Origin of the sequence: Nostoc sp. CENA543 (assembly GCF_002896875.1) — a bacterium.
Classification (GTDB): domain Bacteria; phylum Cyanobacteriota; class Cyanobacteriia; order Cyanobacteriales; family Nostocaceae; genus Trichormus.
In genome coordinates, this window is the sequence record NZ_CP023278.1 from 3,670,854 (window position 1) to 3,694,162 (window position 23,309).

14 protein-coding genes are annotated in these 23,309 nt (G+C 40.1%); 7 read left to right on the top strand and 7 right to left on the bottom strand.

The features are described from left to right. The first annotated feature begins 197 nt into the window (after positions 1-197). A complete protein-coding gene (locus CLI64_RS15160) occupies positions 198-1,517 on the top strand; it encodes an MFS transporter (protein ID WP_225977355.1) in 1,320 nt (439 codons plus the stop codon). A 131-nt stretch (positions 1,518-1,648) separates the two neighbouring features. Here the strand turns inward: CLI64_RS15160 and CLI64_RS15165 are convergent, their stop codons facing one another. Both CLI64_RS15165 and ssuC read right to left on the bottom strand, forming a co-directional pair. Further along, on the bottom strand, positions 1,649-2,431 hold the full coding sequence (locus CLI64_RS15165) for an ATP-binding cassette domain-containing protein (protein WP_103137994.1): 783 nt from the start codon (positions 2,429-2,431) through the stop codon (positions 1,649-1,651). A 33-nt stretch (positions 2,432-2,464) separates the two neighbouring features. Next, the gene (gene ssuC, locus CLI64_RS15170; protein ID WP_103137995.1) at positions 2,465-3,289 is read right to left on the bottom strand and encodes an aliphatic sulfonate ABC transporter permease SsuC; all 825 of its coding nucleotides are present in this window, start codon (positions 3,287-3,289) and stop codon (positions 2,465-2,467) included. Positions 3,290-4,541: 1,252 nt separating this feature from the next. Between ssuC and CLI64_RS15175 the strand changes: the two genes are divergently transcribed. The 4 genes from CLI64_RS15175 to CLI64_RS15190 all read left to right on the top strand — a co-directional run bounded on the left by CLI64_RS15175 (position 4,542) and on the right by CLI64_RS15190 (position 10,330). After that, on the top strand, positions 4,542-5,363 hold the full coding sequence (locus tag CLI64_RS15175; protein WP_103137996.1) for a class I SAM-dependent methyltransferase: 822 nt from the start codon (positions 4,542-4,544) through the stop codon (positions 5,361-5,363). 202 nt (positions 5,364-5,565) lie between these two features. After that, positions 5,566-6,606, top strand: a complete 1,041-nt coding sequence (locus CLI64_RS15180) for an aliphatic sulfonate ABC transporter substrate-binding protein (RefSeq protein ID WP_103137997.1) — start codon at positions 5,566-5,568, stop codon at positions 6,604-6,606. 181 nt (positions 6,607-6,787) lie between these two features. Further along, positions 6,788-8,611, top strand: a complete 1,824-nt coding sequence (locus tag CLI64_RS15185; RefSeq protein WP_103137998.1) for an ABC transporter ATP-binding protein — start codon at positions 6,788-6,790, stop codon at positions 8,609-8,611. Positions 8,612-9,139: 528 nt separating this feature from the next. Further along, positions 9,140-10,330 (top strand): aliphatic sulfonate ABC transporter substrate-binding protein, encoded by a 1,191-nt coding sequence (locus CLI64_RS15190; RefSeq protein ID WP_225977356.1) that lies wholly within the window; start codon positions 9,140-9,142, stop codon positions 10,328-10,330. 435 nt (positions 10,331-10,765) lie between these two features. Here the strand turns inward: CLI64_RS15190 and CLI64_RS15195 are convergent, their stop codons facing one another. Further along, positions 10,766-11,104 carry a hypothetical protein gene (locus tag CLI64_RS15195; RefSeq protein ID WP_103137999.1) on the bottom strand — a complete coding sequence of 113 codons (339 nt, stop codon included), beginning with the start codon at positions 11,102-11,104 and terminating at the stop codon, positions 10,766-10,768. Positions 11,105-11,140: 36 nt separating this feature from the next. Continuing rightward, positions 11,141-13,669, bottom strand: coding sequence for a cyclic nucleotide-binding domain-containing protein (locus tag CLI64_RS15200; RefSeq protein WP_103138000.1), 2,529 nt, complete (start codon positions 13,667-13,669; stop codon positions 11,141-11,143). A gap of 196 nt (positions 13,670-13,865) precedes the next feature. Between CLI64_RS15200 and CLI64_RS30820 the strand changes: the two genes are divergently transcribed. Further along, complete coding sequence (locus CLI64_RS30820) at positions 13,866-17,237, top strand: esterase-like activity of phytase family protein (RefSeq protein ID WP_157943276.1); 3,372 nt, start codon at positions 13,866-13,868, stop codon at positions 17,235-17,237. A 172-nt stretch (positions 17,238-17,409) separates the two neighbouring features. On the opposite strand, the gene CLI64_RS15215 is transcribed toward CLI64_RS30820, so the two are convergent. Beyond that, a complete protein-coding gene (locus tag CLI64_RS15215; protein ID WP_103138001.1) occupies positions 17,410-17,640 on the bottom strand; it encodes a hypothetical protein in 231 nt (76 codons plus the stop codon). A 405-nt stretch (positions 17,641-18,045) separates the two neighbouring features. Between CLI64_RS15215 and CLI64_RS15220 the strand changes: the two genes are divergently transcribed. Continuing rightward, positions 18,046-18,852 carry an alpha/beta fold hydrolase gene (locus CLI64_RS15220; RefSeq protein ID WP_103138002.1) on the top strand — a complete coding sequence of 269 codons (807 nt, stop codon included), beginning with the start codon at positions 18,046-18,048 and terminating at the stop codon, positions 18,850-18,852. A gap of 339 nt (positions 18,853-19,191) precedes the next feature. Here CLI64_RS15220 and CLI64_RS15225 read toward each other — a convergent pair whose 3' ends face one another. Together CLI64_RS15225 and CLI64_RS15230 are read right to left on the bottom strand one after the other, a co-directional pair. Beyond that, positions 19,192-20,493, bottom strand: coding sequence for a response regulator (locus tag CLI64_RS15225; RefSeq protein ID WP_374703972.1), 1,302 nt, complete (start codon positions 20,491-20,493; stop codon positions 19,192-19,194). Next, positions 20,493-23,276: a CHASE2 domain-containing protein gene (locus CLI64_RS15230; RefSeq protein WP_103138004.1), complete on the bottom strand. Its 2,784-nt coding sequence runs from the start codon at positions 23,274-23,276 to the stop codon at positions 20,493-20,495. The genes CLI64_RS15225 and CLI64_RS15230 overlap by 1 nt, the downstream gene beginning before the upstream one ends. Between the last annotated feature and the right edge of the window lie 33 nt (positions 23,277-23,309).

Consider the following 23,309-nt stretch of genomic DNA (forward strand, 5'->3'; position numbering starts at 1 on the left):
GAAGTAGTTCAAGTAGCTAACTAATTTTAGGTTTTTGATTTGTAGGGGCGGGTTTTGAGAGACATTCATGTTGGCAAAACAAATATCTTTTCAAACCTGCCTTGACTTTAGATTCAATCCAAAATTTAAAATCTAAAATTCGGATGGTCAATTTTTCAGCCAATTAATAGTTTTCAGTCCTTTCTCGGAAAATACTGGTGCAAAAAATTAGTAACGAAAATCGTGAAGTAAACAAACTCTTGTTTACTTCTTTGCATCTTCCACCTGCTCTGAAATCTCCAAATGTTTGTTGTTTTGTCATTGGAGAGAGTATTTCTTTTTTTGGCTCTTGGATGACTCAAATAGCCCTCGTGTGGATGGTGTATCAAATCACTAACTCAGCCATGTTAGTAGGTGTAGTTGGATTTACAAATCAATTTATGGGGTTGATTATTACACCATTAGTAGGCGTGTTATTGGATCGTTGGAATTTAAGATACGTATTACTTATTACACAGTTAGTATCTATTTTGCTTTCTGCTACTCTAGCATTTCTAACTACTAATGGTCATCTCACCGTTACGTGGATTATTATCGTTGGCATTATGCAAGGTACAGTCAAAGCTTTTGATTTACCTGCTCGTCTTGTTACTATTCCTAGATTGGTAGATAACAAAGCAGATACTTATAGTGCGATTGCAATTCATTCTTTTTTAATTAATACAGCCAAATTTGTCAGTCCCATGATTGGGGGATTTCTACTGGCTCGATATGGGGCTGCTTCTTGCTTTTTAGTTGATAGCATTAGTTGTCTACCATTTATTTCTGTTGTATTAACAGCCCAAATCAAATCAGTTGAACATAATCCTTCACTAAAGAAAACAAATATTTTTCAAAATTTACGAGAGGGGTTTGTATTTGCTTATAATTTCCTCCCTATCAGATATGTTTTAATCCTACAAATCGTAATTTGTTTCATGGTTATGACCCATGTTAATCTCATACCCGTATTTGTGAGGGAAACTTTAAATGGCAGTGCAGAAACTTTGGGTTTTTTGATGACAGCTTCCGCACTAGGTTCAATAATCGCTGGAATTTATCTAATTTTAATGAAGGAAGCTACAAAATTAATCAAAATTATAGCGTTCTCCTCTACAATCTTAGGCTTAAGTTTAATAATTTTCTCTCGTACTCAGAATTTACCAAATTCTTTAATCTTGATCCTCATTGTGGGGATGATGAATACGCTCACATTGGCAGCTATCAGCAACTTTGTGCAATTAGTTTTAGTCGATGAAAATAAACGAGGTAGAGTCACTAGTATTTTCACGACGGGTTTTTTGGGAATATTACCTTTTGGTAATTTATTTTTTGGTTGGCTTTCCAGTAGCATAGGTGTCAATAATGCTCTATTTTTTGGTGGTGTATGTTGTTTAATTGGAGCTTATATTTTTATCAAAAATTTACCCAAGATTAAGAATATAGTGCTTTCAGTGTATTTAGAAAACGGCGTGATTTCTACATTAAAGTCAAATTAGCTCAGGGAACTTACAGCAAAACCCCAACTGCTTAATATAACAGCTAGGGTTAATTTAAAATGCTACTGATTTATTCAAGTTAGAAATTGATTGCTGATCTAAATTGACAAACATCAGCAGATAAATCTTCCTTAATTACTCAATTCTAATAACTGCCTACTGGTATGAACATTTTCTGTTTTCATCACTTGATATAATACAGTTTCTCTAATGTTGATAAACCCATCACTACTTCTATCTCTAGGGCGTGGTAAATTCACAGGTAAATCTAAAGCAATTTGTCCTTCTTCAATGAGAATCACTCTGTCTGCTAGTGCTACAGCTTCTTCCACATCATGAGTTACTAAAAAGGCTGTAAATCCTCTTTCTTGCCATAAATTTTCAATCAGTTGCTGCATTTCCAAACGAGTCAGAGCGTCTAAAGCTCCTAGAGGTTCATCAAGCAGTAACAAACGTGGTTGATTCACTAAAGCTCTAGCTAAAGATACCCGTTGGCGTTGTCCTCCAGAAAGTACAGATGGCCATTCTTTAGCCCTATCTTTGAGTCCAACTTTCTCTAAAGCCCAAAGAGCCTTTTCTTCCCACTTGTCATGCAAGCCTAAACCCACGTTGTCAATCACACTTTTCCAAGGTAACAATCGAGGATCTTGAAACATGACGCGGATGGAATCACCAAGTTTACGCAATGGCTCTCCATCTAATAGTATGCCGCCACCACTTGCCTTATCCAAGCCTGATACTAGACGCAACAGAGTGCTTTTACCGCAACCACTACGCCCTACTATTGCGACAAACTCCCCTGCTTTTACTTCTAAATTCAAAGAGTTTAAGACAGTTTGCTTACCAAAAGCCTTCGTCAAATCTAGAATACTGAGTTGTGTACCTTGCACACTTGCTTGTAAATTTGCCACCATTTTCTAAATCTCCTACAATTTCAAGTTGGATAATTATCTTTGTTGATAGTTGGGATTCCATGCCAAAAATTTGGTTTCTAATGTTCTGGCGATGGCATCTGCTAGCTTACCGAGCAAGGCATAAATCACAATACTCAACACCACAACATCTGTTTGCATGAATTCACGGGCATTCATTGCCATATAACCAATTCCAGAATCAGCCGCTATTGTTTCTGCCACAATTAGGGTTAACCACATAATCCCTAAAGAGAAACGAACACCGACAAGAATGGAAGATAATGCACCAGGAAAAATTATGTGCCACAAAAGTTGCGGAGTTTTTAATCCATAAACTTTGCCCATTTCAATTAATCCCGGATCTACACTACGAATACCGTGAAATGTGTTGAGATAAAGCGGGAAGAAAACTCCCAATGACACAAGAAATAATCTAGCTTGATCACCAATACCAAACCATAAAATTACCAAGGGAATTGTTGCCAAATTAGGGATAGTACGAAGCATTTGTAAGGAACTATCTAACAACTTTTCTGCCACACGAGAAAAGCCGTTGAGTAAGCCTAAACCAAACCCAATACTACCCCCAACTATGAAACCAGATATCGCCCGTGCAGCACTGATGCCTACGTGATGAAAGAGTTCACCACTAGCAGCTAATTTCAAGGCTGTGAATAATACACCACTAGGTGCAGGCAAAATTCTACTAGAGAGTATTCCAAGTCTAGAAGCCGTTTCCCAAAACGTCAGGACTAAAAAAGGCACAATCCAAGGAACTATTTTCTGGACATATGGATGATTAATCAGCCATTTGAGTGATATGTGGTAGCTTTTGGTATTTCTCAGAGTAATAGTCACGTTGCTGCGCTCCGAATTCAAATTAATATACGGCAAGGCTTTAGCCTAAAAATTTCAAATTTTTAATCCACGTAGAAACATTTAGGCAATTGTATATTTTTTATAAGTCATGAAGAACTCTTGAGGAATGGTGTAGAGTCCGCAGACGAAGATGATTTTGCCTATAAAATTGACCCCATCTTTGAGGACTTTGTTATTAAATACAGTATATCGACCAATTTACCGTAGATTATAGCCAAAATTTTACACCAAATTCTGTAAAAAGCAACATTAAAAGATAGGAAGTAGGAAGAAAAAGATTTTGATCAGATTTTATTGATGACATCACACTCTAGGTAGGTAGAACAGGGTAAATATTTGTAGTTGTTATCAGGGAGAGAGCAAGGAGACAGAGAGCAGGGGGAGAAAAATCCAATGATTATATTTCCTCTGATTAAAGAATTTATTTTCTGGAAGTTTCTAAATACCCACAAGTTGTGGGCAATACTAATTTTGGACGAAAAGCCTAGATTAATAAACTATTCTGGAAGTTCAAACCAATACTAAGTAGAACGACTCGAAAAAACCAAACTATGTGAAGTAAGGTAAAAAGATTGGAATCTAGTTCGTAGTAAGGACTTCAGTCCTTATCAGAGGACTAAAGTCCTCTCTACGAGACGCTTGCGCGAACACTACAAACCTTGAATTATTTACACCGTTCTACTTACCTAGCTAGTCAAGCTACGAAAGCAGCACCTAAATCCTACTCTTAGCTCGGTTGTGTTCTGGACTGTTAAAGACTGCAAAATTTGTAAAAAATTATTAGCAAACTTGTTTTGAGGCATACTTGCATTTTTCATAAAGATGTGAGATGCTCTGTTAAAGAACAAACTACGGTAAATCAATCGATTTAAAGTAGATAATAAAAATACATTACAAGTATCCCATTGACTGACTATTTAGCCAAAGTCAAGAGAGATATGATTTGGGCTGATCAAAGACTTTTAAAGTCAAAAATATCGAATTAATTATCTTGTTAGCAAAGACATAAGATAAAGCACAGGAGTCAGAATTTGAGCTTTATCCTTGTTTTTCACGATGGGATAAATTAGTTTATGGAACTCCCTAGATGAAAAATCATGTAAATGTATTTAGAAGATAAGAATATAGGACTTCAAAACATAACTCAACTGGGCTAAGGGAAATTTTGATCACGCCCAATAGTAAACAATCTTCAAATCTAGATTGATGAACTGAACTCAACAATTAATCTATGACTCAACTGAAAACACTACCTAGTTACGATCCAACATTATTTGAGGGTGCGGCTGAGGTTTACGCTCAATATAGAACTAAATACCCGCCTGCTGTATTCGATAAACTAACGGAAATATTTCATCTAAATGGTCAAGGAAGACTGTTAGATTTAGGGACTGGCCCTGGTTTAATAGCTATTCCCCTTAGTAAGAAATTTCAGGAAGTAGTAGCGATAGATCCTGATGCAGAAATGCTGCGGGAAGCGCAACAACAAGCAGTAAAAGCAGGAGCGAATAATATTACTTGGCTAGAACAAGGTGCAGAACTGATTAACTCTAGTTTAGGAGTATTTAATCTAGCTACTATTGGTAGAGCTTTTCATTGGATGGAACGGGAACTGGTACTAGAACGCCTGTATGAATTATTAACAGAAGATGGAGGAATCGCACTTCTTAATACTGGTGATAATCCTTGGGTAAGTTCCTTACCTTGGAAACAAGCCGCAATTGGAGTTGTGAAAAAATGGTTAGGCGAAGAAAGACGCACTGGACAGCGTGGACAAGGTATTCGTAAACCAGTTGATCCTCCGCACGAAGTTGTCATTGCTAATTCCCAATTTGCTCGTCAAGAAGTTTATGAAGTGCCATTTGAAAAGTCTTGGACAGTCTCTAGCTATATTGGCTATCTATACACTACAGCTTTCTCCTTGAAAATTTTCTATGGCGAGCAAACGGAAGCTTTTGAAGCAGATATCACAGAAGCATTACTAGCAGTTGAGCCTTCTGGAGAATTTAAAGAAGAATTGACAGCAACAATTCATGTTGTTTGGAAACATTGAATTGCATATTTAGTAGCTTTTTAGAACTATCCAGGACTTACGCCAGTGTCACAATCAATGGTAGGTGCGTGACGCTATAAGTCTTATTACTACGTTCAAATCGTTTCGCAGCGTCACACACCCTACATAAAAAATATGCCAGTTGCGTAAGTCCTACTATCGTCAACCTCAACATTCAGTAGTTTTCATCAATCAATCGAATATGATTAACCGCCGTCGTTTTATCAATTTTGCCACATCTAGTGTAGGTGGTTTTTCCTTGGCTTATCTGTTGGGAAGTTGTAGCCAACAAAGCCAACAGAATGTGGCAAATAGTAGCAGTTCTCTGGAGATCAAAACTAAAGTTCTCCGCATGGGTTATCAAAGTGCAGGGGATCTCGTCCGCAATCGGCAAGTTTTGGAGAAACGCTTAGATCCATTAGGAATCAAGGTTGAATGGTTACAATTTGCCCAAGGGCCTCAACTTATGGAAGGGATGGCGGCCCGTAGGGTTGATGTGGGATCAGTGGGAGAAACACCGCCAATTTTTGCCCAAGTCGCTGGTTCAGAAATTGTTTACGTCGTTGGTACGCAAAGAACCGCAACAACCGGCAGAAGTAGTGTGATTGCTGTTCCTCCAGAGTCCCCGCTACAAAAGCTTGAGGAGATTAAGGGACAAGAAGTATATTTTCAAAAAGGCTCGGCATCACATTATTTTATACTAAGAGCTTTGCAGTCAATTGGTTTGACCATCAAAGACATTAAAATCAAGAGTATTCCGAATGTTGAAGCTAGGGCTGCTTTTATCGAAGGGAAAATACCTGTTTGGGTGAGTGGAGATCCCCACTATGCGATCGCCCAAGAAATGGGTCGCATTCGTGTTCTTAGAGATGGTGTAGGGCTAGATACTCCTGGTGGTTACTACGTCGCTGACAGGAAATTTGCACAAGAAAATCCTGGAGTGCTGAAAATAGTGATTGAAGAACTTCATGCCCTTGATAAATGGGCGGAAGCAAATCGAGATGAAGTGAAAAAATTGATGATCACAGAACAAAAACTTAAGCCAGATGTAGCTGACAAAGTCATGTCTCGTCGTACTTTCGCTGGACGTAGAGGATTAAGTCCTGCATTGATAGCAGAACAACAACGTGTAGCAGATTTGTTCTTTGAAACAGGTGTTATTCCTAAAAAAATTGATATTAAAGAAGCCTTACTTCCATCTGATTTGTATGCTGCTATTACACCAGCAGAAATTATGGTTTAGATGATGTTTTGAGAAACATTACAAACTGTTGTATGTTCAGATGAAAGTATTGAACAGGAATTTTGCACATTTTCTCATCAGAATTATTTAACTAGATGGGGCGGCTAAATCAGCCGTCTATTTCCATTTTCTGTGAACAAGCTATTAATTGTGAATCGCTATAAATGCGAGATCAAATTGCATGACAAAGAAGGTAAGAATTTCTAAATCTTTTCAACGTGCTGCTAATGCACCAAATTTGCCTGATACACCATTTCGATTTATTTGTTATTTTGTGAACCAGTTTCGATGGTGGTATTTAGCAATGGTCATTTCGGAGATACTGCACGCCACTTGCGGAATTATGCTCCCCTATGCGATAGGTGAAATTATTCGTAGCGTGACGCGATCGCCTGGAAATAACCAGCAAATTTTTGCTGCTATTAGCCAACCCTTGATGCTGTTCACCGCTTTAAGTGTCGGTGAAGTTGTCTTTGGACGAACAGCCGGACTATTGCAAACCATCCTTCATCCCATTCATCGGCAACATATTGTCCGTTCTCTATATGCTTACTTGCAACATCATTCCCATCGTTACCTGAGCAGTAGTTTTGCTGGCGCATTAGCACATCGCATCGGTGAAACTTCTTTGGGTGTAACTCAGACAATGCAAATGCTGATTACGGAATTTATGTCTGTGATCATTGTGTATATTGTCTCCACGATTTTGTTGTATCGTGTATATCCTCCTCTGGCTGCATTTGTGGGTGTGTGGGCAGTTTTGTTTATCAGTATTTCCTTTTGGCTGGCGACTCGCTGCCGAATTTACTCCCGCCGAGCCGCATCTGCTAGAAGTGAGACGACTGGTATAATTGTAGACGCGGTAACAAATCTCAGCAGTAGCCGATTATTTGCTCGTTTGGGTTTTGAAAGACGTTATTTAAATGAGCAATTAAGGCACGAACTCAAAGAGGTGAGAAAGTCTAATTGGTATTCGGAGCGAATTCGCTGGTTTCAGTTCATCTCAGCCGCAATTTTGAAAATCGGGACTTTATATTACTCACTTTCGCTGTGGAGTCAAGGATTAATTGCGGCGGCTGACTTTGTTGTAGCGACTAGCTTATCATTACTAATTATTAGTGAAGCCCGAAATTTAAGCCGACGGTTTATTGAATTTTTTGAACACATCGGTAATGTTGCTAACGGTGTGCATACCATTGTTCAACCCCATGAGTTGATTGATCGCGAGCAAGCGGTCGCTCACCCCATTACCCAAGGTAAAATTGAATTTCGGCAAGTCAATTTTAGCTACACAGATGGGAAGAAAGTCTTTGAGAATCTTTCGATCACGATCAAACCAGGAGAAAGAGTTGGCTTAGTGGGCTTTTCCGGTTCTGGAAAATCCACCTTTGTGAATTTGATTTTACGTTTATTTGATCCACAATCAGGACAAATTCTGATTGATGGGGTCGATATTCAAGATATGACTCAGGATGCTCTCCACGCGCAAATTAGCTTGATTCCGCAAGACCCCTCCCTATTTCATCGCACATTGATAGAAAATATTCGTTACGGACGCATAGATGCAACCGATGAGGAAGTGATTGCAGCCGCACGCAAGGCTTATGCTCACGATTTTATTTGCCAAATCCAAGACGGTTATCATTCCTTGGTAGGTGAACGTGGTGTCAAACTATCTGGAGGACAAAGACAACGAATTGCGATCGCGCGGGTAATTCTCAAAGATGCTCCTATTCTCATCTTGGATGAAGCTACATCTAGCCTCGATTCCATTACAGAAAAAGCAATTCAAGACACTTTAGATTTAGTCATGGATGGAAAAACTGTTATTGTAGTGGCTCACAGGTTATCTACGATTGCCCATCTAGATCGTATCTTGGTATTTGATCGAGGTCGCATTGTCGAAGATGATTGTCATGATAATTTATTGGCAAATCGTGGTGCTTACTACAGGTTATGGAAAATGCAGGCTGGTGGATTTTTACCTGTAGAAATAAATAATTAAAATTTATCCAAAATTACTCAAAGGGATGAAAGTAAACACCTTACTTTTATCCTTGTTGTTTTTGTAGAAAAGAACTATATAACAATACTTGATTTTGGGCAAATTATTATGGTAATCTGTCTTTAAATAATTAACTACGGTTTATTTATAGACAAAACGTAGTTAATTACTTGGATAATTAAAATACTTGGCAAAAATATATTGGTTCTTGCATTAGTTTTATGGCACGGCATTAAAATAGCCATTTTATAGAAAGGCTCAAAAAAATCAAATCCAATCATAGCAAGGAACATAAGCTGTGATTAGATTTTATTTATTATTCGACTCCATAAAAGAACCTGAAGAGCCAATATATTTTGGTCAAACCAAATAGCTCCTTATCCGACAACATTGCTTTGTGATGTAGAGTTGCGTAACTCTCACATTATTTTCTAATTTGATCAAATCGATGTTTATGTTAATAAATATCGACTTGAAGGCTTTAACTTCGTTAACAAACATAATCTCAACCTCTGTTAGCAAGAAATCATGTTCACTAGTAAATCTCAACCTCACAAAATTTGGCGGCGTTTGACATCAGTCTTAGTACCAGGACTATTAACTCTAGGGTTAGTCAGTTATACGGCAGAAGCAACAAAAACTACAACCCAAGCGGTGAATAAAACACTAATAACTAATGGCAATACCACAATATCTAATAGCAATCAGGCTGAATTATCCGAACTCCAAGTATCAAAATTAAATGCCACATTACTTCCAATATCTCCAAGCTTAGTGGCTCAAGCATCAAACAAAAATAGGCAAGGAATTAAAACTAATGTACTTAGAATGGGGTATCAACAAGCTGGTGATTTAGTTAGAATTACCGGAGTTTTGGAAAAGCGGCTAGAACCTCTGGGTGTCAAGGTAGAATGGGCACAATTTGCTCAAGGACCCCAGTTGATGGAGGCCATGAATGTAGGCAGAATTGACTTAGGTTCTGTGGGAGAGACTCCCCCGATTTTTGCTCAAGCAGCTGGTGCGCCAATTGTTTATGTTGTTGGTTCACAACGTACTGCAAATAGTGGTAAAGGTAGTGCGATCGCAGTACCTCCAGACTCTCCAATTAAAAGCGTCAGAGATTTGAAAGGAAAAACAGTAGTTTTCCAAAGAGGTTCTGCTTCTCATTATTTTATCCTGAGAGCTTTGGAAGAAGTGGGTTTAAAACCCAATGACATTAAAATCCAAAGTATTCCTAACGTAGAAGCATCTAGTGCATTTCTAGAAGGAAAAATTCCTGTTTGGGTCACAGGCGATCCTCATTTAGCAAGAGCAGAGAAATTAGGTAAGGTAAGGATTATTAGAAATGCCCAAGGTCTTGATACTCCTGGTAGTTACTATGTTGGACTGAGGAAGTTTGCCATTGATAACCCTACATTACTGCGAATAGTCATTGAAGAAATCGATAAAATCCAACGCTGGGCGCAAGCAAATCCCAAAGAGACTGCCAAGCTAGTAGGACAACATCAAAAACTACCTCCAGACGTGATGGATTTGGTTCTTAGTCGTCGCTCTTACGGCTTAAGAGCTATTACTCCAGAGTTAATCAGAGAGCAGCAGCGAATCGCTGATTACTTCCATAAAAATGGTGTGATTCCCAAACGAATTAATATTCAGGAAGCTACGTTGACACAGCAACAGTACGCAACCATTACTCCACCATCAATCAGCCGAAGATAGGAGCAAAAAAAATCTCGGTGAAGTCCATTCGACATCTCAGCTAAGATATATAGCGGATTGCCACCGGATAGAGTACAGATTCATCCGCCTTAATCTGGGTTTAATTATTTTGCCTGTACCTCACTCACGTTGAAAACCCCTATGAATCAATTCAAAATTAAAGACAGCCATCCACAAGGGGGAGTGGCGTGAACGGGTTTCCCGACTTAAGAAAACTGGCGTTGGGGTTTCTACCTACCTTGAGTAACAAGGATTTTTTCTCTGAAGAGACGCTACGTGTAGCGGTACGAAGTACGGTTTTGAACCTATACTTTTTCCGATAAATAAGCCGTTTTACCTTTAATTTTGAATATTAGCAGGGGGCAGAGGGGAAATATTTTCACCCTTGCCCCCTGCTCCCTGTCCCTCATTTCCTTCTAGAGGCGTAATTGTCAACTAAACTTCAATTAACTTAAAACCCCAAGGTTTGAGTGCAGCTAAAGCAATTTCTTTATCTATCCCTTCGTAGACTTCCCATTCTAGGGGATGGTCTTTTGGGTGTCCGTCGCCTACATTTCCCGCAACCTTAATAATGGGACAATTGACCAGGCGATCGCGCTCTAATCTTTTAGGGATGGCTAACTGAACCTTACGACCGATAAATTTTACTGTACTATCTTTGGCCACAGACTCACGAATTAAACAGATATCACCAGCCGTTCCCCAAGTGGTTTCGTAGATATGGAGAAACGATATATAGGTTTCTGGTTTGATGGTTCTTTTGAAAACTTTCATGGTCTGTCATCCTAAGATTGAGGAGCGAAAAAGTTGCTAAAACACGATAATCATCCACATACTAGCAGCCAGTCCCAGAACTGTGAAATGTTGCCAAAGCATATTTTTCCAAGGTTGTTTCGCAATCTTCTGGGTTAATACCATCGTTAACAATACTGAAAATATTAAAACGCTACCTTGTAAGAAAGCAATGACTGCGGGGTGTGCTACCAACACGGGTAATTGTTCGCTGTGTAAGCCAAAGGTAGCAAAGGTGACTGGCAAAATTTTTCCCCCTTCGCCCAAACCCAAACGCAGGTAATGGGCTAAGTTTCCGCCTAAGACTAGGGGTAAATAACCATAGGCGAGTTCGATAAATTTGCGGGGTTTGCGGCGAGGATTGAATAATTTCATGCAACCATAGGCAATAAATACTACTACCGCCGGTGTTAATAAGGCGAGAATAGATATAGCTAAATGTAGCCAAAATTGAGTTAAATCTAACTGTAAACCCAAGCTAGCTTGCAATTCCGGTAAACGATGGAGATATATTGCCCCCAATAGTAGTAATAATAATGCCACTTCATGATTGTAGGGTACATGAGTTGTCCAGAGTTCAATTCCTGGGGGACGTAAGTTAAATTCAACGGAACGATGGGGACAGGCTTTTAAACAAGTCATGCACAATACACAATCTCGATTATCTTCTAACTGGGCGGGATGGGAATATAAAGGACAACCGTCGGTTTCCATCCCTTCCCCCTTTTCCGCACCACCTTTATAACATTGATAGGTAGTGCAGGTTGCAGAACATATCCCCTGCTGCGCCCGTAGTTCCGTCATGGAGAGTTTAGCAAATAAACCATTCATCCCCCCAATGGGACAAAGATAACGACACCAAAACCGCCTTTCAAACAAGGCGGAAAAAATCATTGCCCCAGAGGTAATTAATAGGAGTAGACAAGCACAAAGATAGGCGGTGTTTTCTAAATCCCACAGTTCTTCCCAGAGAAAAATTAACGTAAATAAGCCAAATAAAAACCAACCGCCCCATTTTTCTGCTTTTTCTCGTGGCCAGCGTTGCAATTGGCGGGGGAATAACCACAAAGATAATTTTTGAGTGATTTCGCCGTAAATCATGAACGGACAAACAGCACACCACACCCGCCCTAAAAAGGGGAAAACTAATAAAACTAGAGGCCACCACCAAGCCCAAAATAAATTTAAAGCAAAATTGCGATCGCGTGTTTGTGGCCCAACAAACAACACACCGACAACTAACGCAAATGCTGCCACAGTAAAGCCATAGTTAATTTTATCTGGCCACCAATCACTCCGTAAAAACCGCCGCAACCCAGGATAGAGATTTAACAAATTGACGCGAAATTGCTTTTTCTTAGTTTCCGCCGACCAGAAAATTTCCTCTGTTAACTCGCTACCCTTCCCGACTTGCACAATTGCCCGTTCTACAAGGTTTTTCAACTCCTTGAGGTTGCCAGGGAAATCGTAAGATTGGAGACGACGCAAAGCTTCAGGGGTAATGTGGGGTTTAGTCAGACCACGCGATCGCACATACAAACTGGTGTAATATTCTACCTGGGCTTGAATATCTGCTTTCCGCACCCGTAGCGGCGGAACTTTAATCACATGACCTACACAGCGTTCAATTTGAGACTGGGCTTTTTCCGCAACTATTAAAATTCTGGCTTTACTAGTGCGGGGTGCTGCTGTTGGTTCTCCTGGCCGAGTTACGGGGGTGTAAGTGTTAGTTTTGAGTAACTGCGCTACAGGTTGTAATAACTCTGGTGGTAATTCCTGAAGATTGTTTAAAATTAAACTTCCTTCCCCTAGCCATTCTAATAGTCCTGGTTTTCCTCCAGCCCGACCAAATAAGTCTGCGCCGCTAGTTTGTAAAATTCCACAGTTAACTTTAATTATCGGTTCACGGCGTTTTGGCGAACCAAAGTGAATCAAAGCCGCAATATTATCTTTTTCTAAGCCTGGTTCGCCGAAAATTTCTACAGATTCTCTATCACCTGAAGCTTCGCGAATTTGTTCTCTGAGTCTGAGGGCGTAGCGACTCGTACCCACAATTCCCCGTTGGGCTTTCGTTACCAAATACGGCCGTAACGCCACGGAACGTTCTTGTTCATAAGTTAACGCAGATGTCACTTGGGCTAATTCTTGCGCTAACTGACGAGACAAAACCTGAGTAATTTCGGGATACTGATTAACTACATTACGGAACTCAGCCGCCGGAACAACCCAAAGATGAGATTCAGTGACAGCTTTAATAGTGTATGGGGTAAATTCATCTAAAAGTAATTCTTTGAGGTTAATAACTGCACCTGGGAGAAAACCGCAAGGAAATACAGGATTATTTTTATGAGTGATTTCACTTTCTAGCTGACCATCTACCAGAATATAAAGTGCATTTGGGGGAGTATCTTCTAGGATGAGACTGTTTCCTTGGGGTATGACTTGGATTTGCATCAAGGGAGCGATCGCATTTAACACTGCGGATGAGAGAATCCCTAAAGTTGTGCGTTCCTGTAGCCAAATAACCGTCTCTGGAGATTTAAGCATAAGTTCCCCATTTTGCCTGCTTGCTGTATAACAGGAATTATCCCTGAAAACTGTTGTGTAATGAGTGTATCGGATCTGCCTAATCTTTTAGTCCCCTTGGCGTTGTTGGGTTTAATTATCATAGCGGCAGTGTTTTTTAGTCGTTGATGGGGAATCCTCATATATATCGAGGTTACATTTACCCCATCACTAAAATATGACAACGAATAATTCCACAATAGCGAAAACCGTTACGAATGTAACCTTAGAAGGAATTACCACATTTGTTTCTGGCTTTGTCCCTAGTGGCGCAGCTGGAACAGTCAACAATACTCAAACGCCTTTAGGTGGTTTATCTGGTGTTGTTTACGATGACATTAATAATGTTTACTACTCACTCTCAGACGCACGTTCCGATAGTAATGGATTAGCTCGTTTTTATACTTTTACTGCTAACTTAACTAATATTTCCACACCACAGGTAACTTTTACCAATGCTACACCTTTAAAAACTATTAATGGGAATTTTTTCAGCTCTGGCAGTTTGAATCCAGAAGGTTTTGCTTTCACTCAGAATGGTACAGTCTTCGTGGCTTCTGAGGGTGAAGTTAATATCAATGCAGGTCGTGTTATTGATCCCTTTATTAAAGAGTTTAATTTATCTACAGGGCAGGAGGTGCGATCGCTGCCCATACCGACAAACTTTTTACCTGTAGTCGTAGATACTAACAATAGTGGAACAGTCAATGCAGGTGACACTCAAACATCAGGTGTCCGTGATAATTTAGCATTTGAAAGCTTAACTATCACCCCCAATCAACAAACTCTATACACAGCCGTAGAAAATGCTCTCTTGCAAGATGGGGCATTAGCTACATTTAATGCAGGCTCTCGCTCGCGTATCATACAATACAATCTAGTCACAGGGCAACCAGAAAAACAATACTTATACGTAACGGAACCAGCCGCAGAAGCACCTGCTCCTCCTACAAGACCATTCGTAGGTAATGGTTTAGTTGATTTATTAGCTATTGATAACCAGGGAACATTATTAGCTTTAGAACGTTCTGTTTTGAGTGGAGGTACAGTTGCCAATACAACTTACACAATTAAACTCTATGAAGTGAAGCTACAAAACGCTACAGATATCAGTAGCCTCAATTCACTACCAGCAGATATTTCCGCTATTCAACCAGTCCAAAAGCGACTGTTATTAACTCTCAATTCCAGTAACTCAGTTGGGAATATAGAGGGACTGGCTTTTGGCCCCACACTACCAAATGGTCGTCAGTCAATCGTGATGGTTGTTGACAATAATTTCAACACAGCCACGCAAATATTAACCCTCAGTGCAGATGTCAATCCCATATCTGTGGCTGTAAACCAAAGTAATGGTAACGCTAGTGTGACAGAAGGCGGTGCAACAGATACTTATACACTCGTCCTCACCAGTCAACCAACTGCTAACGTCACCGTTACTATTAATTCTGGTTCACAACTAACCACCAGTGCTACCCAGTTAGTTTTTACACCCCAAAACTGGAATATTGCTCAAACTGTCACCGTTACCGCCGTCAATGATGCCATAGCCGAAGGCACTCACACAGGCACAATTCAACACACAGTTACTAGCAGCGATAGCAACTACAACGGTATTACTATTGCTCCCCTCACAGTTGACATCACCGATAACGACACCGCAGGCGTAACAATTACTCAAAGTGGCGGCAGCACTAATATTACCGAAGGCGGTGCCACTGATACTTACACAGTCATTCTCAACACCCAACCTACAAACGATGTCATCATCAATATCAACCCAGGTACACAAACTACAACCAATCCCACAAGCCTCACCTTCACCGCCGCCAACTGGAATATTGCTCAAACTGTCACCGTTACCGCCGTCAATGATGCCATAGCCGAAGGTACTCACACAGGCACAATTCAACACACAGCTACTAGCAGCGATAGCAACTACAACGGTATTACTATTGCCAATGTCATTGCCAACATCACCGATAACAACACCGCAGGTGTAACAATTACCCAAAGCGGCGGCAGCACTAATATTACTGAAGGCGGTGCTACTGATACCTACACAGTCGTCCTTAACACCCAACCCACAAACGATGTCATTATTAATCTTAATTCTGGTTTACAACTAACAACTAACCCCACAATTCTCATCTTCACCACCACCAACTGGAATATTGCTCAAACCGTCACCGTTACCGCCATTGATGATGCCATAGCCGAAGGCACTCACACAGACACCATTCAACACACAGTCACTAGCACTGACAGCAACTACAACGGTATTATTACTCCCCTCACCGTTAACATCACCGACAATGACTCTGCCACATCTGGAGCAACACCAGGGAACGATATCCTACGTGGAACACCAGGCAATGACACTATAGATGGCTTCAATGGCAATGACTACATCTTCGGCAATGCAGGTGACGACACTCTTTATGGCAATAATGGCAATGACTACATCTTCGGCAATGCAGGTGACGACACCCTTTATGGCAATGATGGCTCAGATTTCCTTTATGGCAACGAAGGTAACGACATTCTCTATGGTGGTGATGGTAACGACAACCTTGATGGCGGTCTAGGAGATGATACCCTCATTGGTGGGAATGGCGATGATATCTACACTGTTGATAGTCCTCAAGACACTATTATTGAAACTGCTGAGGGTGGCAAAGATAAAGTCAATTCTTCTATCAATTGGATACTAGGAGACAACTTAGAAAACTTGGCTTTGACTGGCAATAATCCTATCAACGGCACAGGTAACAATCTGAATAACCAAATCTCAGGTAATAATGCCGTCAACACCTTAAATGGGGGAGAAGGTAATGATTGGTTAATGGGTAAAGCCGGGAATGATACCCTAATTGGTGGTAATGGCAATGACCGCTTAGATGGTGGTAGCGGTAATGATATCCTCATTGGTGGTGCTGGCAATGACCAATATGAGGTAGATAGTGTTGATGACATTATTATAGAGGCCATCGATGAGGGTATAGATACTATCTTCTCAATTGTGGAGTTACCGTTTCTGGCTGACAATGTGGAAAATTTAACTTTAGTTGGTAATGGCAATATTAACGCCACCGGCAATAATCTCAACAACCGCTTGACTGGTAATGCTGGCAATAATACTTTAATTGGTAATGGTGGTGATGATTTTCTCTCTGGTGGACAAGGAAATGATCTCTTAATTGGCGGTGCGGGATTTGATACCCTGGTTGGCGATGCTGGTGTCGATATTTTTGATTTAACAGGAAGTTTAACTGCTTTTGATACTATCCGTGATTTCCAAGCAGGTGAGACTGTACGCCTGTCTGGTGCTGAGTTTGGGTTAAGTCAAATTGGTACGTTAGACGCAGGTTTATTCCGTTTGGGAACTGCGGCGCAAACTCAGAGCGATCGCTTCATTTATAATCAAGCTAAGGGTGAGTTATTCTTTGATCCTGATGGTACTGGAGTTAATGCACAGATAAAAATTGCTGTCTTCTCTAATCGCGCGGCTTTAACTGCTGCTAGTTTTTTAGTCACCAATCTAATCTAGATAGGAGATATTGAACATAGGGGGTAGGGGTTAGTGAAAGTATCATGATCTTTAGACTCAATAGTTATCACTAATAACTCGATTCAAAATCTTTCCCTGTAACCTACACCCACTAAGCGATAGAAAGTAGAAGACAAACCTCCTTTTTGCAACTATGGTAATTTTGCTGTTTCTAAACTATAGATAAAGCACTGTCAACTAGTTTTTTGAGTTTCAGATAAGCTTCTGGTGCTGTCAAACAATCAGTAGAGGAATTATCATAGTTGGGAATACAAAATTCCCAACTATCTGGATAGTAACGTATCACAAAAGCCGGAATCAGTTTTAACTTGACGGCTTGTTTACCCAGTTCTTGGGTTTTTTCGGCTAAAGTAACTTCGTCATGAAATAAATAGTGATTCATAAAAATAACACCAATATCTTGATTCAGTTTGAGTAATATCAGGCGTTGGTCGAGTTTTTACCTAATAACCATCACCTCTAAAGCTGTTATATACAGAAATTATGAGGAAGTTGTGAGGAATGAAAAGATAATTTAAAATTCTCTAGAATCATACCTGTATTGACGCTGTAATAGTCTTTTTTTTGGTTTGGTTAAAGAGATTTACAAGCAAAAATTATGCCTTATGTAAGTATTGTTGCTTAAACAAAGACATTAACAGTTATGTATCTATACCCAGTAGTTTGGCGGTGTTTGTAGGCTTTACCGTAATTGGATTTGTATATAGAGACAATTTTCATGTTTACTCAAGTATGGAGGAAATTGACTTTTGACCATTGAATTTTGACTTGTCCCTAGGGATTAATTATGCCAAAAGTAAGTTTAAACGGGATTGAATTATTTTACGATAGCAAAGGTACGGGCGAACCCTTGTTATTAATTTCTGGTTTTTTGTGTGATCATACCTACTGGTCAGTGATCATGCCTGATTTGACTGCTCAATATCAGATAATTCGTATAGATAATCGGGGTATAGGAAGGAGTTCTGCACCAGATAATCCCTATAGCCTACAACAATTAGCCCATGATGCAGCTGCATTACTAGAACATTTAAACATTCATCAAGTACACGTTGCAGGTCATTCGATGGGGGGACAAATTGCCCAGGAACTAGCTTTACTATATCCACAAAAGGTGAAAAGTCTAATATTACTCTCGTCTTTGGCTAAGGGAGATGAACGATTTAACCAGATTATCAGCACCTGGGGAGAACTCCTTCAGCGCATAGATACGAAGTTGTATCAACAAGTCGTATTACCCTGGATTTTCAGCGATAATTTTTACTCAATGCCAGATATGATAGAACAGCTCATTGAATGGGCTGTACATTACCCTTTCTCTCCTCCAGTTCACAGTATTTATCACCATAGTCGAGCTATTCTTGGTGCGAATACTATCAATCGTCTACAGAATATTCTTTGCCCCACTCTCATATTAGTAGGCAAACAAGATATTCTCACCCCCATGAAGTTTTCTCAGCAATTAGCCGTAGGGATTCCCAAGGCTAGATTATCAGTGATTGACGGTGGTGGGCATGGCTTTATTATTGAATCACCCAAAATTGTCGCCAAAGAAATGCTCGACTTTCTAGCACAACTTAATTCAAAGCGTTGAGACATTTTACCGCTAATTATGTAATATCTTCATCCCATTAATGCAATTTATGCAATTTCAAGACTTCAGTAATACCGAATCAATGCGATGATAAACAAGTTCATAGTGTTGTTGTTTGTTTTTATCGGCGGATACTGCTGTCAATCCGCCTATTTACTTCATAACTGGTATAAACCCTGAAGTACCTAGTTGTAGAATTATTAAAGTTTCACGATGTTACATATATATTTTCTTTTATAAAAACTTATACCAATTGGAAAAAAGAATACGACAAATGGATGTATGAAAAGCTCACTAGTCAACCATTCCGAAATCTAAAATCTAAAATTTCAAATGGTATTATATTGGCAGAGTGATGACAAACTGCGTTCCCTCTCCAGGGGTGGACAAACAGTCAATTTTTCCGTTGTGTTTATCCACGATAATTTGGTAGCTAATAGCTAATCCTAACCCAGTTCCCTTACCTACAGGTTTAGTCGTAAAAGAAGGCTCAAAAATTCTATCTTGTACCTCAACTGGCATACCCAAAGCATTATCGGCGATACAGACTGTCACTGTTTGTTCTTCATGCTTAAACGACGTGGTAATCGTGATTATGTTAGTTGTATCATGAGCTATATTATGCTCCAAGCGATGTTGATGTAGTTCGTCAAAGGCATCGATTGCATTGGCAATAATATTCATAAATACTTGGTTGAGTTGCCCAGGGTAACAACTGATAGGAGGTAAGTCACTATATTTTGCTACTACTTCAATTTTAGGGCGATTTCCTTGGTCTTTGAGTCGATGTTTTAACAACATCAAAGTGCTATCTAAACCTTCGTGAATTTGAAACTCAACTTTGTAGGATATATCAGAACGTGCAAAAGTTCTCAGAGAACAACTGATGTCTTTTAAGCGCGTGATTCCTTGATCCATTGAGGCTAGTAATTTGGGTAAATCCTCAACGATATACTCTAAATCTATCTCCTCAATTAACTCTTCAATTTCGGCATCTGGATCAGGTAACTTTTGTTCATAGAGTTGTAATAGACGCAGCAAGTCTTGGACATACTGCTCAATATGAGTGCGATTACCCCCAAGAAAACCCACCGGATTATTAATCTCATGTCCAATACCTGCCACCAATTGTCCCAACGTGGACATTTTCTCACTTTGAATCAGTTGTAATTGGGTTTGTTGTAACTGTTGTACAGATTGGCTTAACTCAGCTGTGCGTTCTTGCACTCGTTGTTCTAGGGTTTTGGTGAGATGAGAAATTTTCAAATGTAACTTTAAGCGTGCAATTACCTCTTCTTGCTGGAACGGTTTAGTAATATAGTCTACTGCTCCAATTTCCAGTCCTTTGACTTTATCTGTGGCATCAGATAAAGCTGTCATAAAAATAACCGGAATATTTTTGGTGCTGGTATGAGATTTAAGTCGTTGACAAGTTTCAAATCCATCGATACCAGGCATCATCACATCTAAGAGAATCAAGTCAGGATGAGCATATTCTGCTTGCGCGATCGCTGATTCCCCATCGGTGGCCATGAGTGCTTTCCAACCACATCCCTGAATCGCTTCTGACAGCACTTTAAGGTTATTAGGATTGTCATCTACCAAAAGGATGTACATCGTCTGTGATAAATGATCAGTCATCATTGGCGTGACTCCGTAGTAACAAAAGATTTAAGGAAATTACGTATTTTTGCGGTTTGGAAGTTAGCAGTCAGTTTTTTCAGCTCACTGACAAAAGTTTTCATCCGACTATCTTGTTGGAGTAGTTCTTCTATAATTCCCTCAATTGCTGGTATATCTCCCATCATGGACAAATGATATAGTTGTTGCAGCACATCCTCTGGTGGCAACACCATCTCACTATCAGCTTGTTTCGGTGTGGGTGTAACTTGCACGAAGTCTGCTTTCAATAGCGATCGCAAAGCTAGAAAGAGTTCATTGATTTGTAGGGGCTTGGGTAAAAATGCCGTTGCTCCAGCTTCTAAACTACGTTGGCGATGATCATCAAATACACTCGCACTAGCAACAATAATCGGAATCTTCTTAGTTTGGGGCTTCTCCTGTAAATGAACCATGAGTTCAAAGCCATCCATATTAGGCATAGCTAAATCCAGCAAAATCACATCTGGACAATGCTCATTAGCTAGGTGTAGTCCACGTTTACCCTCACTAGCTTCTAGGACACGACAACCAATATCTTGCAACAAGCTAGCTAACATATAACGGTGATGTTCATCATCATCGACAATCAAAATCTGTGGCGCATTACCTTCAACAGTGTTAAATTTCTGATTGCTGGGAGAAATGATCATGGGTTGCCAATCATGATCATCTGGTGCTGGTACAGTCAAATCAAACCAAAATAGGCTACCCTCACCCAAATTACTCTGCACTTGAATCTGACTGCCCATTAAGTTAGCAATTTTTTGACTAATTGCCAGTCCTAAACCAGTACCTTCAGACTTGCGCTTAATATCACCCACTTGCTCAAAAGCCAAAAAGATTCTCTCCAATTGGTCTGGTGCCATTCCGATCCCAGTATCTTCAATTTGGAAGCGGATTCTGATCGTGGGTGGTTGGGGATGGGATGTTGTATTTTGCTCTTTTGGCTCCGAGTCTCCAGTCTCTAGTAACTCTACCTTAAAGGTGACACTACCGTTATCTGTAAACTTGATGGCATTACCTAGTAAGTTGATTAATACTTGCCGTAGGCGTTTTTCGTCAGTTTGAATTGCGACTGGTAAGCGATCGCTAATCAAAATTTTAAAAGCAATTCCCTTTTGTTGGGCGCGGATGCTGCAAATCTCAGTAACACTGTGCAGAAAATTAGCTAAATGTACATTAGCCGTCTCTAAATCCAATCTCCGAGCTTCAATTTTAGACAGGTCAAGAATATCGTTGATCAACATCAGTAAGTGTGTACCACATTGATAGATAATGTTGACACCTTCTCGGTTTTTCTCTGTCAAATTGGGCGATCGCTCTAGAACCTGGGCAAAACCCAAAATGCCATTAAGTGGTGTGCGTAACTCATGGCTCATATTCGACAAAAACTCACTTTTGGCTTGATTCGCCGCATCAGCAGCTTGCTTGGCTTCTAATAGTTCACGAGTGCGTTCTTGCACTTTTAATTCTAGAGTTTTGGAATAATCTAAAAGTTGACTATTGGCAATTTCTAATTGCTGATTTGTGGCTTCTAATTGCTGCTGTTTATAGGCGTTGGTCGAGGCAATAACACTACTAATAAATGCAAATAAAGTGGGTGTAATTGGCATTAACACACCACGCAAAAACATTCCATAGCTACCCCCTAAAACTGCCCCACTCATACATACAGTTGCCCAAAAGATTTTACCTCCGGGAATCCGTCGTTTAGTAGGCGCACTAGCTACCCACCAACTACCACCAGAACCTATTAAAGACCACAAAATAATCCAGGATGACGTAGCTATCCCAGAAATTCCCACTAGATTGGCTTGTCCTGTTCTTGCACCGCGCACTAATTGCAGCGCAATATTGGCATGAATTACCACCCCAGGTGTCGGTTTTTGCGCTGAAATCAAAGAAGAACTAAAGGGAGTGCTAAAAAAGTCATTGGTACTGGAAGCCGATGAACCGATAAATACCATGCGATCGCGCATCAAATTAGGCGCAACTTTACCGGCTAACACATCACGCATGGTGACGGTGTGAAATGCGGCTTCGGAACCATGCCAGTTGAGGAGAATTTGATAGCCTCCTAAATCATCATCGGCATAACCTGCCACATGATTTGCTAGTGGTTGGTAAGTTTGTTTACCGAGTTGGAATATCTGCCGTTTTGCATCAACGGCTTCCAAAGTGATGTTTTCCTTTTCTAGATACTTAAGAGCTACTACAGTCGCTAATCCTGGTTTAATTTTGTTATCGTCTTGGGCATCAACCGCCGTCAAAAGGGCGCGACGCACAAAGCGATCGCCATCCAAAACTAAATCAGCTATTCCTACTTGGTTATTTTTTTTCAGTTCTGGCGGCGGATTGACACGTTCACCAGTAATTTTCTCTACACCAATCAAGTTGGGAGTTGTGCGGAAAACTTCCACAAGTTGTCCATGACCGCTACCTTCTGGCAAATCCCGATATAAATCTAATCCGATGGCACGGGGTTGTTGCGCTCGAATTTTGGTCAGTAATTCTGCTAGAGAACGATCAGGAATCGGCCATTTACCAACTGATTGGATATCTTGTTCATCAATAGTAACAACTACAATTTCCTGGGCAATTTCACCAGATGATTGCTGACGCATCCACTGATCACGCATTTTCCATTCCAGGAAATTAAAAAATCCCCAGGATTGTCCAACAATCACAGTTAGAGCAACCGTGGGGGTAATAATCCAAACACTACGAGTCCGTCGAATGAAGTTGTAGAATCTGTGCGACATATTTGCACTACACAGTTAATAGATATTGGTAAA